This window comes from Clavibacter lycopersici (genome assembly GCF_003576405.1).
Taxonomy (GTDB): domain Bacteria; phylum Actinomycetota; class Actinomycetes; order Actinomycetales; family Microbacteriaceae; genus Clavibacter; species Clavibacter lycopersici.
The window spans coordinates 1-15844 of sequence record NZ_QWGT01000038.1 but is presented as its reverse complement, the minus strand read 5'-3'; the positions used below and the strand labels follow the sequence as shown (position 1 = coordinate 15844).

General features: G+C 71.5%; 15 protein-coding genes. 6 read left to right on the top strand and 9 right to left on the bottom strand.

From position 1 onward, the window contains the following. Positions 1–50 precede the first annotated feature (50 nt). The 7 genes from DZG00_RS04525 to DZG00_RS04495 form a co-directional block, all read right to left on the bottom strand. The gene (locus DZG00_RS04525; RefSeq protein WP_119381134.1) at positions 51–2069 is read right to left on the bottom strand and encodes a glycosyltransferase; all 2019 of its coding nucleotides are present in this window, start codon (positions 2067–2069) and stop codon (positions 51–53) included. Between the two features lie 2 nt (positions 2070–2071). Continuing rightward, positions 2072–3244: a UDP-galactopyranose mutase gene (gene glf / locus DZG00_RS04520; protein WP_119381135.1), complete on the bottom strand. Its 1173-nt coding sequence runs from the start codon at positions 3242–3244 to the stop codon at positions 2072–2074. 68 nt (positions 3245–3312) lie between these two features. After that, positions 3313–4158 (bottom strand): glycosyltransferase, encoded by an 846-nt coding sequence (locus DZG00_RS04515; protein WP_119381136.1) that lies wholly within the window; start codon positions 4156–4158, stop codon positions 3313–3315. Then, on the bottom strand, positions 4155–5117 hold the full coding sequence (locus DZG00_RS04510) for a glycosyltransferase (protein ID WP_233548775.1): 963 nt from the start codon (positions 5115–5117) through the stop codon (positions 4155–4157). The genes DZG00_RS04515 and DZG00_RS04510 overlap by 4 nt, the downstream gene beginning before the upstream one ends. A gap of 141 nt (positions 5118–5258) precedes the next feature. Further along, on the bottom strand, positions 5259–6137 hold the full coding sequence (gene rfbA / locus DZG00_RS04505; RefSeq protein WP_119381138.1) for a glucose-1-phosphate thymidylyltransferase RfbA: 879 nt from the start codon (positions 6135–6137) through the stop codon (positions 5259–5261). Positions 6138–6139: 2 nt separating this feature from the next. After that, entirely contained in the window at positions 6140–6745 is a 606-nt protein-coding gene (locus tag DZG00_RS04500; protein ID WP_119381139.1) for a dTDP-4-dehydrorhamnose 3,5-epimerase family protein, read from the bottom strand. A 21-nt stretch (positions 6746–6766) separates the two neighbouring features. Further along, the gene (locus DZG00_RS04495; RefSeq protein WP_233548777.1) at positions 6767–7267 is read right to left on the bottom strand and encodes a GtrA family protein; all 501 of its coding nucleotides are present in this window, start codon (positions 7265–7267) and stop codon (positions 6767–6769) included. A gap of 166 nt (positions 7268–7433) precedes the next feature. Here DZG00_RS04495 and rfbB point away from each other — a divergent pair, with 166 nt between their 5' ends. From rfbB to DZG00_RS04465, 6 genes are all read left to right on the top strand, one after another. Further along, a complete protein-coding gene (gene rfbB, locus DZG00_RS04490; protein ID WP_119381141.1) occupies positions 7434–8423 on the top strand; it encodes a dTDP-glucose 4,6-dehydratase in 990 nt (329 codons plus the stop codon). Then, positions 8420–9274: a dTDP-4-dehydrorhamnose reductase gene (gene rfbD, locus DZG00_RS04485; protein ID WP_119381142.1), complete on the top strand. Its 855-nt coding sequence runs from the start codon at positions 8420–8422 to the stop codon at positions 9272–9274. Before rfbB ends, rfbD begins: the two co-directional genes overlap by 4 nt. A 95-nt stretch (positions 9275–9369) precedes the next feature. Next, complete coding sequence (locus DZG00_RS04480) at positions 9370–10239, top strand: ABC transporter permease (RefSeq protein WP_119381147.1); 870 nt, start codon at positions 9370–9372, stop codon at positions 10237–10239. After that, entirely contained in the window at positions 10223–10969 is a 747-nt protein-coding gene (locus DZG00_RS04475; protein ID WP_119381143.1) for an ABC transporter ATP-binding protein, read from the top strand. The genes DZG00_RS04480 and DZG00_RS04475 overlap by 17 nt, the downstream gene beginning before the upstream one ends. A gap of 93 nt (positions 10970–11062) precedes the next feature. Continuing rightward, positions 11063–12202: a glycosyltransferase family 4 protein gene (locus tag DZG00_RS04470; RefSeq protein ID WP_119381144.1), complete on the top strand. Its 1140-nt coding sequence runs from the start codon at positions 11063–11065 to the stop codon at positions 12200–12202. Between the two features lie 271 nt (positions 12203–12473). Beyond that, entirely contained in the window at positions 12474–13805 is a 1332-nt protein-coding gene (locus DZG00_RS04465) for a M23 family metallopeptidase (RefSeq protein WP_199688883.1), read from the top strand. Positions 13806–13879: 74 nt separating this feature from the next. On the opposite strand, the gene DZG00_RS04460 is transcribed toward DZG00_RS04465, so the two are convergent. Together DZG00_RS04460 and purE are read right to left on the bottom strand one after the other, a co-directional pair. Further along, entirely contained in the window at positions 13880–15229 is a 1350-nt protein-coding gene (locus DZG00_RS04460) for an LCP family protein (protein WP_119381145.1), read from the bottom strand. Beyond that, positions 15226–15750: a 5-(carboxyamino)imidazole ribonucleotide mutase gene (purE, locus tag DZG00_RS04455; protein ID WP_119455414.1), complete on the bottom strand. Its 525-nt coding sequence runs from the start codon at positions 15748–15750 to the stop codon at positions 15226–15228. The genes DZG00_RS04460 and purE overlap by 4 nt, the downstream gene beginning before the upstream one ends. Between the last annotated feature and the right edge of the window lie 94 nt (positions 15751–15844).

The window sequence follows — 15844 nt, the reverse complement described above, 5'->3', positions numbered from 1 at the left end:
GGACGCGGCACGGCCCGGCGCCGGAGCGCCGGGCCGTGCCGGGTCGTGGGTCAGCGGCCGTCGCGCGGCGGGGTCAGGCCGAAGCTCTTCGCCCACTCCCGCTCGCTCGTGATCCGGGGCAGCGCCGCCCGGTACGCGGCGCGCAGCTGCGGCCAGCGCGCGAGGATCCGGGCCCGCAGCACGATGCTCGTGACGAGCATCCTGCGGAACGTCGCCGGGTCACGCCGATGCAGCAGCGCCGCCGATCCCTCGGCGTTGGACACGAGCACGCTGTCGTAGTTCGGGACGACCCACCAGCGCGCGTCCGCGAACGCCAGGTGCGCCTCGGGCGCGTGCTGCGCGGCCGGCTTCACGGGGGTGAAGGCGTGGCGGAGCACGACGCGGGCCAGCCAGATCGGCCGGGTGAGGGCGTTGGGCGCGCGGTACTGCCGCGGACGGCGGCGTGAGGCGAGCGTCCCCTCGACGGCGGGGAGCTCGTCGCGGTCCTTGATCGCGACCCCGTCGGTGAAGCCCTTCGCGAGCTCCCGGGTCTTGGCGAGGCGCGTCACCATGTCCTGGTGCAGTCCGCGCGGCCCGCGGAGGATGTTGCGGTACGCCTCGTGTCGCGCGGCCAGCGCGAAGTACTGCATGGAGACGAGGTGGCGCACGTCGGTGGCGAGGTTGGCCGTGAGCAGCCGGCCGCCCCGCGGGAACGGCGAGTGCAGGAGCGCGACGATGAGCCGGTTGCGCGCGTGGAAGAACGCCTGCCAGTCCTGCGAGTCGTCCTTGTCCACCCAGGAGACGTGCCAGACGGCTGCACCGGGCAGGGTGACCGTCGGGACGCCGTGCTCGCGGGCGCGGAGCGCGTACTCGGCGTCGTCCCACTTGATGAACACGGGCAGCGACAGGCCGATCTCGCGGATCGTCTCGACCGGGATGAGGCACATCCACCAGCCGTTGTACGCGGCGTCGACGCGGCGGTGCATCCAGCGGGTCTGGCGGAGGTTCGACGAGGGGAAGTCGTGGCGCGTCGGCGTGACCGGGCCCCACATGAAGTTCCACATGTCGAAGCCCTCGGCGTACGCGTGCAGCTTGCCCTTGTCGTACATGTCGAACATGTGGCCGCCGACGATGGTGGGCTTGACCGCGAAGTCGGCGAACTTCAGCGCGCGGCGGATGCTCTCCGGCTCGATGGTGATGTCGTCGTCGAGCACGAGCACGTAGTCGGACGCGCCGGCCTGCAGGGTCTCGTACATGCCGCGCGAGAAGCCGCCTGATCCGCCGAGGTTCGCCTGGTCGATGACGCGCAGGCGTCCGCCGAGGAGCTCCTCGGCGCGCGGGAACTCGGGCTGGTCGACGATCTTCTGCGTGCCCTGGTCGGTCACGAAGATGTTGTCGATGAGGCGAGTGACCTCGGCGTTGGCGCCGATGTCGGTGAGCAGCTTCACGCAGTACTCGGCGCGGTTGAGCGTCGTGACGGCGAGGCTCACGGATCCCGTAGAGCCGTTCCGGGTGACGGTGCCCTCGGGCGCGAACCACGCGGCCTGCACGAGCGAGAGGTCGGCCTCCTCGCCCACGAGGTCGAACCAGTACCAGCCGCCGTCGGCGAAGTTCGTGAAGGGCAGCTCGAAGGTGCTCGTGGTGGCGCCGTCGAGGACGCGCCCCTCGACCTTCTGGATGACGCCGCGCGCGTTGGACCGGTACACGATGACCTGGCCCTGGCCCTCGGTCATGACCTCGAGCACCACAGCCTCGAGCGACGTGTGCGCGCGCCAGTAGGCGGCGGGGAACGCGTTGAAGTAGGTGCCGAACGAGACCTTGCGGCGGTGCGGGACGCGGAAGCCGCCCTCGCCGTCCATCGCGCTCAGGATCCCGATGTCGGACAGGCGCACGACGGCGCGGTCGTGGTCGGCGTCGATGACCTGCATGTTCGTGCCGTGCTTGCGCCGGTCGACCACGGGGATGCTCGTCCAGTAGTCGGCGTCGACGTAGAGCGGGACGGTGTCCGGGTCGTGGTCCGTGGGGAAGATGACGCGCTGCAGGAGCAGCGCCTCGTCGCGGCCCGTGGCCTCGATGAGCGCGTCGGCCATGATCAGGATCCTTCCGTCGCGGCCGGCGCGAGCACCGGCTTGAGGACGTTCTCGTACATCGTGAGCGCCGACCCGATGGCCATGTGCATGTCGAGGTACTGGTAGGTGCCGAGGCGTCCGCCGAAGAAGACGCCCTCCTCCGCCGCGGCGAGCTCGCGATATCGCAGGAGGCCCTGGCGGTCGTCCGGGGTGTTGACGGGGTAGTACGGCTCGTCCTCGCGCTCGGCGAAGCGCGAGTACTCGCGCATGATCACCGTCTTGTCCTCGGGGTAGTCGCGCTCCGGGTGGAAGTGGCGGAACTCGTGGATGCGCGTGTAGGGCACATCGGCGTCGGCGTAGTTCATGACCGGGGTGCCCTGGTGGTCCTTGACGGGCAGCACCTCGCGCTCGAAGTCGAGGGTGCGCCACGAGAGCGCGCCCTCGGCGTAGTCGAAGTAGCGGTCGATCGCGCCCGTGTAGACGACGGGGACGCGGCCGACGGTCGACGCCTTCGTGACCTCCTGGGTGTCGTCGAAGAAGTCGGTGCTCAGCCGGACCTCGATGTTCGGGTGGTCGGCCATGCGCTCGATCCACGCCGTGTAGCCGCCGACGGGGAGGCCCTCGTACTTGTCGTTGAAGTAGCGGTTGTCGTAGTCGTAGCGGACGGGGAGCCGGGAGATGACCTCGGCGGGGAGCTCCGTGGGATCCGTCTGCCACTGCTTCGCGGTGTAGTCGCGGATGAACGCCTCGTACAGCGGGCGGCCGATGAGGCTGATGCCCTTCTCCTCGAGGTTGCGGGCGTCGCCGGCCTCGAGCTCGGACGCCTGCTCCTGGATGAGGCGCCGCGCCTCCTCCGGCCCGTGCGCCGAGCGGAAGAACTGGTTGATGGTGCCGAGGTTGATAGGCAGCGGGAAGACCTCGCCGCGGTGGTTCGTGTACACCTTGTGCACGTAGGGCGTGAACTCCGTGAAGCGGTTGACGTACTCCCACACCCGCTCGTTGGAGGTGTGGAAGAGGTGCGCCCCGTAGCGGTGGACCTCGATGCCCGTCTCCGGGTCGGCCTCGCTGTAGGCGTTGCCGCCGATGTGGTCGCGGCGGTCGATGACCAGCACCCGGAGGCCGAGCTCCTCCGCCACCCGCTCCGCGATCGTGAGGCCGAAGAATCCGGATCCGACTACTACGAGGTCATGGGCCATGGAGGAGGGGTCCTTTTCGTGTCTTGGGGGGTCGTCGCGTCGCGACGGCTCAAGGGTACCCTCCCGGATCAGGGGGTGCTGCGACCCGCGCCGGAGCCCCCGGCGAAGACGCGTCCGTACGCCCAGCGGCGCAGGCGCTCGGGAACCAGGCGGTATCCGCCGCGGATCGCGACGTTGCGGACCGCCTGGTACGGCGTGGTGAACCGCCGCCGCCGGAACTCCCGCTGGAGGCGGAGCTCCGCCCGCAGCTGGGAGAGGCCGCCGCGACGCGCGTAGGCGCCGTCGCTCACGCGGTACATCACGAGGGGCTCGGGGATGTTCTCCACGCGCGCGCCCGCCTGCACCATCCGGGCGAAGAGGTAGTAGTCCTCCATCAGCCCGATGTCGATGTAGCCGCCCGCGGCGCGCACCGCGGAACGGCGGTAGACGACGGTCGGGTGGTTGAAGGGGTCGTGGAACCGGGCGTAGCCGCCGATGCGCGCCGCCCCGGTGGGGGGCGTGCGCGTCCCGACGATGGTGCCGAACTCGTCGGCGAACTCGTACATCCCCGTGCCCACGAGGTCGAGCCCCGTGCCCATCAGCTCGAGCTGGCGGGCGAAGCGCTCGGGCAGGGAGATGTCGTCGGCGTCCATGCGCGCGACCACGTCGTGGGCGCAGGCGTCGAGCCCCCGTTCGAGCGCGTGGGCGAGGCCCACGTTGCGGGCGAGGCGCACGACGGACGCCTCGACGGGCGACGAGGCGACGGCATCGTCCACGGCGCGGGCGAGGGCGGTGGAGATCGGCCCGTCCTGGACGACGACGACCTGGTCCGGACGCAGCGTCTGCTGGTCGACGGAGCTGCGGAACGCACGCACGAAGTAGTCCGGCTTGTCGCCCGAGTACACGGGGAGGAGCAGGGAGAAGGGCTCCGTCACGCGCGCGCCCCCGCGTCCGCCTCGACGCGCGCCACGTCGTCGCTCGCGGCGCCGAGCCCGGCGAGGACCTCGACGTTCGGCCGCGGCCGCGTGAGGAGCCCCGACCGCAGTCCGCGGACCAGGCCGGATGCGAGGAGGCGCCGATCGCCGGACCGGGCGATCGTGCGGATCCACGACCGGAGCGCGGCAGCCGTGTAGAGCACGCGCTCGACGGCCGTGAGCGAGGGCGACAGCCGCATCAGCCACGCCTTGTTGCGGACCTCGTAGAAGAACCGCGCGCCGGGATCCACGTCCGCGGCCCCGAAGGTGCGCGTGCGGTGCTCGACGGTGCTCGCCGAGCTGACGAAGCCGCGGCCTCGGCGGAGGAGCCGGGTGCTGTACTCGAAGTCGTCGTTCCAGAGGAAGTAGTCGGCCACGGGGAGGCCGTGCTGCCGCACCGCGTCGGCCTCGATGAGCAGCGAGACGAACGAGGCGCTGCGGACCGGGTAGGCGCCCTGCTCCGCGGCGCGGCGGATGGAGGAGCGGGAGGCGCCGGGTCGGACGCGCGGCGTGTTCATGGGGTGCGGCCGGCCGTCGACCCAGCGCACGGCCGAGGCGAGGAGCACGGTGCCGTGCGGCGCCGTGCGGCGCGTCGCGACGAGGGCGGCGAGGGCACCGGGATCGGGGATCGTGTCGTCGTCCATCAGCCAGACCGCGTCGGCGTCGTGCACGGCGAGGGCGCGGGCGATGCCGACCGTGAAGCCGCCGGCGCCGCCCGTGTTGCGCGGCAGGACGACGAGGTCGGCGGAGGGGAACCGCTCGCGGATCACGCCAGCGGTCCCGTCGGACGACGCGTTGTCGACGACCACGACCGCATGGGGTGCCGTCGTCTGCGCCGCCAGCGCGGCCAGGGTCTCCTGCACGAGCTCGCGGCGGTCGAAGGCCACGACCACGGCGACGATGCGGTCGCTGCGGCTCACGTCGGACGGCATCCGGTCTTCCCCTCGATCGTGGTCCGGGCGCGCATGCGCCGACCGGACCCCGACGCCCTCCTGGCGGCTCGGATCGGCCGGGGCGCGCCGGGCTCCCCCGATGGTAGCGGGGGCGCACGGGGCGGTCGGTCAGCCCTGCCGGTCGGCCGACGCCGCGAGCGCCGCGAGGTAGCTGCCGTACCCGCTCTTGATCAGCGGAGCCGCGAGCGCCTCCAGGGCCTCACGGTCGATCCACCCGGCGCGGTACGCGATCTCCTCGATGCAGCCGATCTTGAAGCCCTGGCGGTCCTCGATGACCTTCACGTACTCGGATGCCTGCATCATGCTCTCGAACGTGCCCGTGTCGAGCCACGCGGTGCCGCGGTCGAGCACCTGGACGCGGAGGCGTCCCGCCTGCAGGTAGTGGTCGTTGACGGCCGTGATCTCCAGCTCGCCGCGCTCGCTCGGCTGGATGCCCTTGGCGATCTCGACCACGTCGTTGTCGAAGAAGTAGAGGCCGGGCACCGCGTACGCGCTCTTGGGCTGCGCGGGCTTCTCCTCGATGGAGACCGCCGTGAAGTCGTCGTCGAACTCGACCACGCCGTAGGCCGTGGGATCGGCCACGTGGTACGCGAAGATCAGCGCGCCGTCGATCCCGGTGTTCTTCCTGAGGCTCGTGCCGAGGCCGGCGCCGTGGAAGATGTTGTCGCCGAGCACCAGCGCCACCGAGTCGTCGCCGATGAACTCCTCGCCGATGACGAATGCCTGCGCGAGGCCGTCGGGCGAGGGCTGCACGGCGTACTCGATGCGCATGCCGAGGTGCGAGCCGTCGCCGAGCAGGGCCCGGAACTGGTCGTTGTACTCGGGCGTCGTGATGATGAGCACCTCGCGGATGCCCGCCATCATCAGCGTCGACAGGGGGTAGTAGACCATCGGCTTGTCGTAGATCGGCATCAGCTGCTTGCTGATGCCCTTCGTGATCGGCCAGAGCCGCGTGCCGGAACCGCCGGCCAGGATGATGCCCTTCATGGTCAGCTCGCCTTCTGGGAGTCGTGGAAGGCGCGCATGTCCGACCAGGTGGGGAGGAGTCCGGCGGCCGCCGCCTCGGCGAGCGTCGGGGCCTCGAGGTCCTTCGGGGACAGGAGCGGCTCGCCCGCCTCCTCGGGGAACCGGAGGTCGAGGTCGGGGTCGAGCGGCGTGATGCCGTGCTCGGCCGACGGGTTGTAGGTGTCGCTCACGAGGTAGGTGACGGCCGCGTCGGCGGTGAGGGCCACGAAGCAGTGGCCGAGGCCCTCGGAGATGTAGACGGCCTTGTGGGTCTCGGTGTCGAGCCGCACGCTGTCCCACTGCCCGAAGGTCGGGGATCCCACGCGGATGTCGACGACGAAGTCGAGCACGGCGCCGGAGACGGCCTTCACGTGCTTCGCCTGGCCGCGCGGCACGTCGGCGAAGTGCACGCCGCGGACGACGCCGCGCTTGGACACGCTCATGTTCGCCTGGCGGAGGTCGAGCGGGTGGCCGACCGCCTCCTGGATCTCGTCGAACCGGTACCACTCGAGGAAGACGCCCCGGTCGTCGGTCCGCTGGACGGGGGTCAGCTCGTAGGCGTCGGGTACGGCGAGCTCTCGGATCTGCACGATCCGTAGCCTAGCGACGGGTCAGCGCGCGCCTCGGGCGCCCGGGTGGACCGGATCGCCGCCAGGCTCCCCCTCTCCGGGGGTGGGCCTGCGGAACGAGAAGCGCCCGTGGCCCACGTAGCTGATGACCGTGATCACGACCACGAGCAGCGCCTGCGCCCCGAGCCGCGGCACGCCGACCGCCACCAGCACCGGCAGGAGGACGGCGTTCAGGGTGATGGAGACGAGGTAGACGGACACGAACCTGCCGAGGTCGCGCAGGACGTGGCCCCGCACGCGGAACACCAGGCGGCGGTACAGGGCGAAGGCCGCGAGGATCGCGACGGCGTAGCTGCCGAGGAGCGGCACGAGGGATCCGGCGATCGGCTGCCCGGCGTCGTCGAGGGCGCGACCCGCGGTGGCCTCCAGCGCGGCGAAGAGCGCGAAGGCGAACACGGTGTTGAAGCCGCCGACGAGGAGGAACCGCACGCGCCGGTCGTCGAGCAGGCCGCGCAGGCGGGCGAGGGGGCGGGGTGCGGGCACGCGCCCATCCTCCTCCGCCGGGCTGCGCGCACCCCTGATGCGGGGTACGGCGGCCGCCCGTCGTGCGGCGCCCGCTCGATAGGATCGAGCGCCGGGCGCCCGAACGCGCCGGCCCATCGACGCCGGCCCACCCCTCCGGCTCCCCCGACGACAGGACGTATCCCCCATGAGGATCCTCGTGACCGGCGGCGCCGGCTTCATCGGCTCGAACTTCGTGCGCCACACGCTCGCCGACCACTACGCCGGGCTCGAGGGCGCCGACGTCGTGGTGCTGGACGCGCTCACCTATTCCGGCAACCTCGAGAACCTGGCCGCCGTCAGCGACTCGCCGCGGTGCACGTTCGTCCACGGCGACATCCGCGACGACGCCGTCCTCGACGAGTGGATCCCCCAGGTCGACGCGGTCGTGCACTTCGCCGCCGAGAGCCACGTCGACCGCTCGGTGCGCGACGCGAGCATCTTCGTCGAGACCAACGTCCTCGGCACGCAGAAGCTCCTCGACGCCGCGCTCCGCCACGACCTCAAGCGCTTCGTGCACGTCTCGACCGACGAGGTGTACGGATCCATCGCCGAGGGGTCGTGGGACGAGTCTCGGCCGCTCGAACCCAACTCCCCCTACTCCGCGTCGAAGGCCGGCAGCGACCTGCTCGCCCGCTCGTACCACCGCACGCACGGGCTGAACGTGTCGATCACGCGCTGCTCGAACAACTACGGGCCGTACCACTTCCCCGAGAAGGTCATCCCGCTGTTCGTCACGAACCTCATCGACGACAGGCACGTGCCGCTCTACGGCGAGGGCCTCAACATCCGCGACTGGCTGCACGTCGACGACCACTGCCGCGGCATCGCGCTCGTGCTCGTGCAGGGCGCGCCCGGCGAGATCTACAACATCGGCGGCGGCACCGAGCTCACCAACCGCGAGCTCACGCAGCTGCTGCTCGACGCCACCGGCCGGGACTGGTCGTACGTCGACCGCGTCGAGGACCGCAAGGGCCACGACCTGCGCTACTCCGTCGACATCTCCAAGATCCAGCGCGAGCTCGGCTACGCCCCGCAGGTGCCGTTCGAGCAGGGCCTGGCCGACGTCGTGCAGTGGTACCGGGACAACCGCGCGTGGTGGGAGCCGCTGAAGGCCCGCGCCGAGCTGCCCGCATGAGCCGCGTCCTCGTCACCGGCGGCCGCGGCATGCTCGGCCAGGATCTCGTCCCGGCCCTCGCCGCGCACGACGTGACGGCGCCGGCGCGCGCCGAGCTCGACATCACCGACGAGGCTGCCGTGCGCGCGGCCGTCGCGGGTCACGACGTGGTCGTGAACCTCGCCGCGTACACCGCGGTCGACGCGGCCGAGGAGCACGAGGACGAGGCCCGGGCGATCAACGCGACGGGCGCCGGCGTCCTCGCGCGCGCCGCCGCCGAGGCCGGTGCCCGAATCGTGCACGTCTCCACCGACTACGTCTTCGACGGATCCGCGACGACCCCGTACCCGGAGGACGCCCCGCACGCGCCCGTCTCCGCCTACGGCCGCACCAAGGCCGAGGGCGAGCGGCTGGTGCTCGACGGCCACCCGGAGGGCGCGAGCGTCGTCCGCACCGCGTGGCTCTACGGCGCAGGCGGTCCCTCGTTCCCGGCGACGATGCTGCGGCTCGCCGCGTCGCACGACACGGTCACGGTGGTCGACGACCAGCGCGGCCAGCCGACCTGGACGGTCGACCTCGCGGCACGCATCGTGGAGCTCGTGGACGCCGGCGCTCCCGCTGGCGTGTTCCACGGCACCGCGACCGGGGAGACGACCTGGTACGACCTGGCGCGCGCCGTCTTCGCCGAGGCGGGTCTGGATCCCGAGCGCGTGCGCCCCACCGACAGCGCCTCGTTCGTGCGCCCCGCTCCCCGGCCCGCGTACTCCGTGCTCGGGCACGACGCATGGGCCCGCGTGGGCCTGGCGCCCATGCGCGACTGGCGCGAGGCGCTGTCCGACGCCGCCGGGCACGGCGTCCTTCGGGCGCGCTGACGGTTACACTCGTGTCCGGTCCGATCCCGGACGCCGTCACCGATCCCGCTCCGCGCCCCGCGCGAGCCCCACGCAGTCCGAAGGGCACCACCGACGTGTCGAGCATGACGAGTTCCCAGTCCCGGGAGTTCTCGAGGCCCGGCACGGGCGCGGGGCTCCTGGACGTGTACCGCCGCCGCTACCTCCTCTCCCTCCTCGTGAAGAAGGAGGTGCAGGTCAGGTACCGCGGATCCGTGCTCGGGTGGCTCTGGTCGTACGTGAAGCCGGCGGCGCAGTTCGCGGTGTTCTTCGTGGCGATGGGCGTGTTCCTGCGGCTCAACCAGAACCAGGTGAACTACCCCATCTACCTGTTCTCCGGGATCATCCTCATCAACTTCTACACGGAGGCGTTCTCCAACTCCACGAAGTCGCTCGTGGACAACGGGGCGCTGATCAAGAAGATCTACCTCCCGCGCGAGCTGTTCCCGGTGTCGAGCACGTTCGTGGCGCTGGTCAACTTCCTGCCGCAGCTCGTGATCCTGCTGGTGGTGTGCCTCATCGTGGGCTGGTCGCCGACGCCCGTGCAGGTCCTCGGCGTCCTGCTCGGCGTCGCCATCATCGGCATCCTCGCCATCGGCCTCGGCATGCTCTTCGGCGCGGCCAACGTGTCGTTCCGCGACTCGCAGAACTTCGTCGAGCTGATCGTCATGGTCGTGGTGTGGGCGTCGCCCGTGCTCTACCCCTTCGCGCAGGTGCGCGACGTCCTGCCGGATTGGCTCCTCGTCGTGTACCAGCTCAACCCGGTCACGGCCGCCGTCGAGCTCTTCCACGCCGGCTTCTGGTACCCGACGACGGGAGGCACGGGCGACCTGCCCGAGAACCTCTGGATGTACGGCTTCATCGCCCTCGGCGTCTCGCTCCTGAGCCTCCTGCTCGGGCAGCTCGTCTTCAAGAAGCTGGAGGGGCGCTTTGCCCAGGACCTCTGAGTCGGACGCGCTCCCGCGCATCATCGTGGAGAACGTGCGCAAGTCGTTCCTCCTCCGCCACACGCACTCCATCAAGGAGACGGTCATCGCGGCCGTCCGGCGGAAGCCGCTCGCGTCGACCTTCGACGCGCTGGAGGACGTGAGCTTCCAGGTGCGGCCCGGCGAGTCGGTCGCGCTCATGGGGTTCAACGGGTCCGGCAAGTCGACGCTGCTCAAGCTCATATCGGGCGTCTACCAGCCCGACAGCGGCGAGGTGCTCGCGCGCGGCCGCATCGCCGGCCTCATCGAGGTGGGCGCGGGCTTCCACCCCGACCTCTCCGGCCGCGAGAACATCTACCTCAACGCCGCGATCCTCGGCATGGAGCAGCACGAGATCGACGCGCGCTTCGACCAGATCGTCGAGTTCAGCGAGATCGAGAAGTTCATCGACACCGAGGTCAAGCACTACTCCTCGGGCATGTTCCTCCGCCTGGCGTTCTCGGTCGCGATCCACACCGAGGTCGACATCCTGCTGGTGGACGAGATCCTCTCCGTCGGCGACGAGCCGTTCCAGCGCAAGTGCCTCGCGAAGATCCGCGAGCTGCACGACGCGGGCAAGACGCTCGTGGTCGTGAGCCACGACCTCGACATGGTGTCGGACCTCTGCGAGCGCGGGATCCTCATCCAGTCCGGGAAGGTCGCGTTCGACGGCCCGTCCAAGGACGCGGTCGAGATGATGCGCCGGAGCTGACCCGCACGCGCCGCGCCCTCCCGGGTCACCGGGGGCGGCGCCGGTACGATGGTCCTCCCGCGGGCCGACCCGACACCCGCGCGATGGAGGACCGTGACCACCACGCTGCGCGTGATCATCGACCAGCTGACCGGACCCACGCCCGGCGGCATCGGCCGCTACGCCGAGGACCTGACGAGCGCGATCGTCGCCACGACCCCGAGCGGCTGCGAGGTCGAGGGCGTGGTCTCCGCCATCACCCCGGAGCAGACGGCCGACCTCGAGCAGCGCCTTCCGGGCCTCGCCCGCATCACGCGCGTCCCGCTCCCCCGCCGCGAGCTCTCCCGCGCCTGGCAGCTGGGGCTCCCGACGCCCGGCACGACCGGCATGGTCCACGCGCCCGGCCTCCTCGCCCCGCTGCGCCGCCACGACCGCGTCAACACGAACGACCAGATCGTCGCCACCATCCACGACGTCAACGCGTGGACGCACCCCGAGAGCATGACGAGCGCCTCCGTCTCCTGGACGAAGGCCATGGCCAAGCGCGCCCGCAAGCACGCCGACGCCATCGTGGTGCCGTCGCACGCGCTGGCCGAGGAGCTCGCGCGCTACGTCGACCTGGGCGACCGGGTGCGGGTGATCGGCGGCGCCGTCAGCCCGCGCATCGCCCTGCCCGACGACCCGGCCGCGCGCGCCGCGGAGCTCGCCCTGCCGGCCGACTACCTGCTCACCGTCGGGAGCCTCGAGCCGCGCAAGGGCGTGCAGGCGCTCGTGCAGGCGCTGGCGCGGCCCGAGACGGGAGAGCTGCCGCTCCTCATCGTCGGTCCGGCGACGTGGGGCGACGTCGAGCTGGCGCAGGTGGCCGACGAGGCGGGCGTCGACCCGTCGCGCGTCCGCAGCCTCGGATCCCTCACCGACGCCGACCTCGCCGTCGCGCTCGACCGCGCCACGGTCTTCGTGCACCCCAGCCTCTCGGAGGGCTTCGGCCTGCCGGTCGTGGAGGCGCTGTCCTTCGGCACGCCCGTGGTCCACTCGGACGCGCCGGCCCTGCTCGAGGTCGCGGCCGATGCCGGCGTCGTGGTACCCCGCGAGGACGCCGACGGCTACCCGCTGCGCCTCGCCGAGGCCATCGGCGGCCTGCTGTCGGACACCCCCGCGCGCGAGCGCCTCGCCGTCGTCGGCCAGGACCGCGCCCGCGCGTTCAGCTGGCGCGACTCCGCCGAGAAGGTCTGGCAGCTGCACGCCGACCTGTAGCCGGCGCCGGCGCGGTCCCCGCGCGCGGATGGATGCGGGAGGGCCATGACAGTAGGGCACGCCGTCGTCTCGCGGCAACCCGCACAAATGCCGACGTGCACGTCCCGGGCCTGCCGTGCTCATGCCGCGGATCCCGGTTCCCCTGCGGATCCGGCGCCCGACGCGCGCTTCCCGGGCCGGACCCCCAGTAGTGGGTCGATGCGCCCGCGCGGGCCCTACGGGAAGGTCACCTGGGCCCGCTCGGGCCCGCCTACAGGGGGAGCACGACTCGATGAAGAGAAGAAGCACGACGCTGGCCGCCATGACGGCTGCCGTCGCGATGGCCGTGATGGGGCTGGTGTCCGCCGCACCGGCGAACGCCGCGCAGGGCGCGATGATCGTCCCGGCGACCGGCAGCGTCACGGGGTACTACGGGGGCTACTGCACCGCCTACGACGAGCCGCCGGCGCACTCCGGCATCGACATCGCCAACAACGGGGGCGGGCCGATCCTCGCCGCCGCGGCCGGGACGGTGACCTTCGCCGGGAACAACGGCAAGTCCTACGGCAACTTCGTGAGCATCGGCCACGATGCCAGCTTCACGACCGTGTACGCGCACCTGGCATCCTTCAGCGTCCGCAGCGGACAGACGGTCAGCAAGGGCCAGCAGATCGGCGTCATGGGCAACACGGGCGCCAGCACGGGCACGCACCTGCACTTCGAGGTGATCAAGGAGGGCGTCCAGCAGCGCGGCCTCAACGCCTACTTCGGCTGCGGGAAGACGGTGACGCGGGGCACCGCCATCGGCTATGACTTCCCCGGCCTCGGGGGCACCAGCACCGCGGCGCTGCGCATCGGGTCGCTCAGCCCCGACGGCACGCTCTCCGTGAAGGAGAACGCGCTCAACGCCGGCTGGTCCGTCGTCGCGACGCGCGTCGCATCCTTCGACCTGGCGGGTGACCGCATCGGCATCGTCGACTTCGACGGGAAGGCGTCGGTCAAGCAGGGCGCGACCAACGCCGGCTGGCAGGTCATGGTCGACCGCGGCGCGAAGGAGATCGTCCTCGACGGCTCCCGCATCGGCGTCGTCGACACGGCCAACCGCTTCAGCGTCAAGGAAGGTCCCCTCAACGCGGGCTGGGACGTCGTGGCCACCAGCGTCGCCCAGGCGGAGCTGAGCGGGACGCGCATCGCTGTCCGCGAGACGACCGGCCGGATCCAGGTCAAGGAGGGCGCGCTCAACGCCGGCTGGGATCACGTGGCCGACGGGATCGACGTGGCGATCTCGGGCGACCGGATCGGCATCATCGACGCGCAAGGCCGGGCCTCGGTCAAGCAGGGCGCGACCAACGCCGGCTGGGACCAGCAGACCACCGACGCGACCGACATCGAGCTGGGCGGCACCCGCATCGGCGTCGTCTCCAAGGGCATGCTGAGCGTCAAGGACGGCGCCCTCAACGCCGGATGGAGCGTCGTCGCCGGTCCGAACACGACGCAGTTCCTGCTCACCGGCGACCTCGTCGGGGTCGTGTCCGGCGGCAACGCAGACATGAAGCAGGGCGCGCTCAACGCCGGATGGCAGCGCCTCATGAACGGGTCGACGCGGGTGGACGTCAGCTCCTGATCCGCTTCCGCTGACGAGAGGCCGGCCACCCCTCAGGGTGGCCGGCCTCTCGTCGTCCGCGGGAGGGACGCGGGTCAGCCCGCGGACCCGTTCGCGAACTGGTCCTGGATCGCCTGGCGGATGGCCGGGAAGTCGGGCTTCTGCGAGTCGAACCGCGGCGGCACGATCTCCAGGTCGTCGATGGGCTGGTCCTTCGTCTTCAGCGCGAGCTGCGTGAAGTAGCCGAGCATGCCGCGCGGGATGTCGGTCTTCACCACCTGCTGGCCGGCCTCGGCGATCGCGTCGAACTTGGTGAGCACGTTGGCGGGGTCGAACTGCTTCAGCACCGCCTGCTGCACCTCGCGCTGGCGCGACATGCGGTCGTAGTCCGTGGTCTGGTAGCGGGATCGCGCGTACCAGAGCGCGTGGTACCCGTCGAGCTTCTGCTGGCCGGGCTCGATCCACTCGGGGATGGGCACCGGCCGGAACTGATCGTCGTGGCCCGAGCCCATGCCGATGCGGCGCTTCACGTCGATGTCGATGCCGCCGAGCGCGTCCACCATGTCGGAGAAGCCCTGCATGTCGATGAGCGCGTAGTACTGGATCGTGAGCCCCGTGACGCCCTCGACCGCCTCGCGCATCGCCTCGATCCCGGGGAGGCTGCCCTTCTCCTTCGCATCGGGGTAGAGGTCCTCCTTGTAGACCTCGACCTCGGTGTAGATCGAGTTGAGCATGCAGGCGTCCACGTCGCAGCGCTGGTAGCCGTTCGGGTAGCGCTTCTGGAGGGGCGAGCCGTCGGAGAACGGCACCTTCTCCATGTCGCGCGGGAGGCCGACCATGGTCGCGCGCCCGGTGTCGGCGTCGATGCTGACCACGGTGATGCTGTCGGGACGGAGGCCCGCGCGGTCGCTGCCGGCGTCGCCGCCCAGCAGCATGATGTTGTAGCGACCGTCGACGGGCGCCTCGGTGGCGTAGTCCCCGAAGATGCCGCCGAGGGCGCCGCGGCCGACGCCGACGATGTAGGCGGCGTAGCCCGCGGATCCGGCGGTGCCCACCATGAGCAGGACCGAGAGCGCCGCGATGATCGGGCGGGCCCGGGGCGCGGCGCGGACGATGCGCGCCAGCCGCAGCGTGTCGAGGGCGAGCACCGCCCACAGCACGGCGTAGGCCGCGAGGAGGGCCTGGATGACGACGAGCAGCCACTCCTGGGACACCAGCTGGATGAGCGCGCCGCGCGCGAAGAGCGCGAGGCCGCCGACCACGACGGCGAGCGCCCACACGGCGAGCGTCGAGGCGAGGCCGATGCGGCCGAGGCGGCGGTTCCCGGCGAGGACCTGGGCGGATCCCGGTATGAGGACGTTCAGCGCGACGAGCCACCAGGCCCGCGTGGTCATGATGCGCGGGGACCGGCTGTCGGGGTGCCGGATGGGCTGGGTGAGGCTCACGCGCGCGACGAGACCTTCTGCTGGAGCGCCGCGTTCTTCCGCTCCACGAGCTCGGCGAGCTCGGCGCGGTGGCGTGCGAGGGCGTCCGCGATGCGGTCGTCGGAGGTGGAGAGGATGCGCGCGGCGAGGAGCCCGGCGTTCTCCGCGCCGCCGATGGAGACGGTGGCGACGGGGACGCCCGCGGGCATCTGCACGATCGACAGGAGCGAGTCCATGCCGTCGAGGGTCGAAAGCGGCACGGGCACGCCGATGACGGGAAGGGTGGTGACCGAGGCGATCATGCCGGGCAGGTGCGCGGCGCCGCCGGCACCCGCGACGATCACGCGGATCCCCCGCTCGCGCGCGGTCTGCCCGTACGCGATCATGCGCTCGGGCGTCCGGTGCGCGGAGAGCACCTCGACCTCGTGGGCGATGCCGAGGGCGTCGAGCGCGAGGGACGCCTTCTCCATCACGTTCCAGTCGGAGTCGGAGCCCATCACGAGGCCGACGAGTGCAGGGGTGTCGGGATTCACGGGCTCCATGCTAGGTGCCGGATCCCCCGCACCCGCCCGCGCCACGCAGCCCGCGCGCGGCCGATCCGCCTCCGGCGTCCGCGCCCCCGCGGGATCCCGCGCG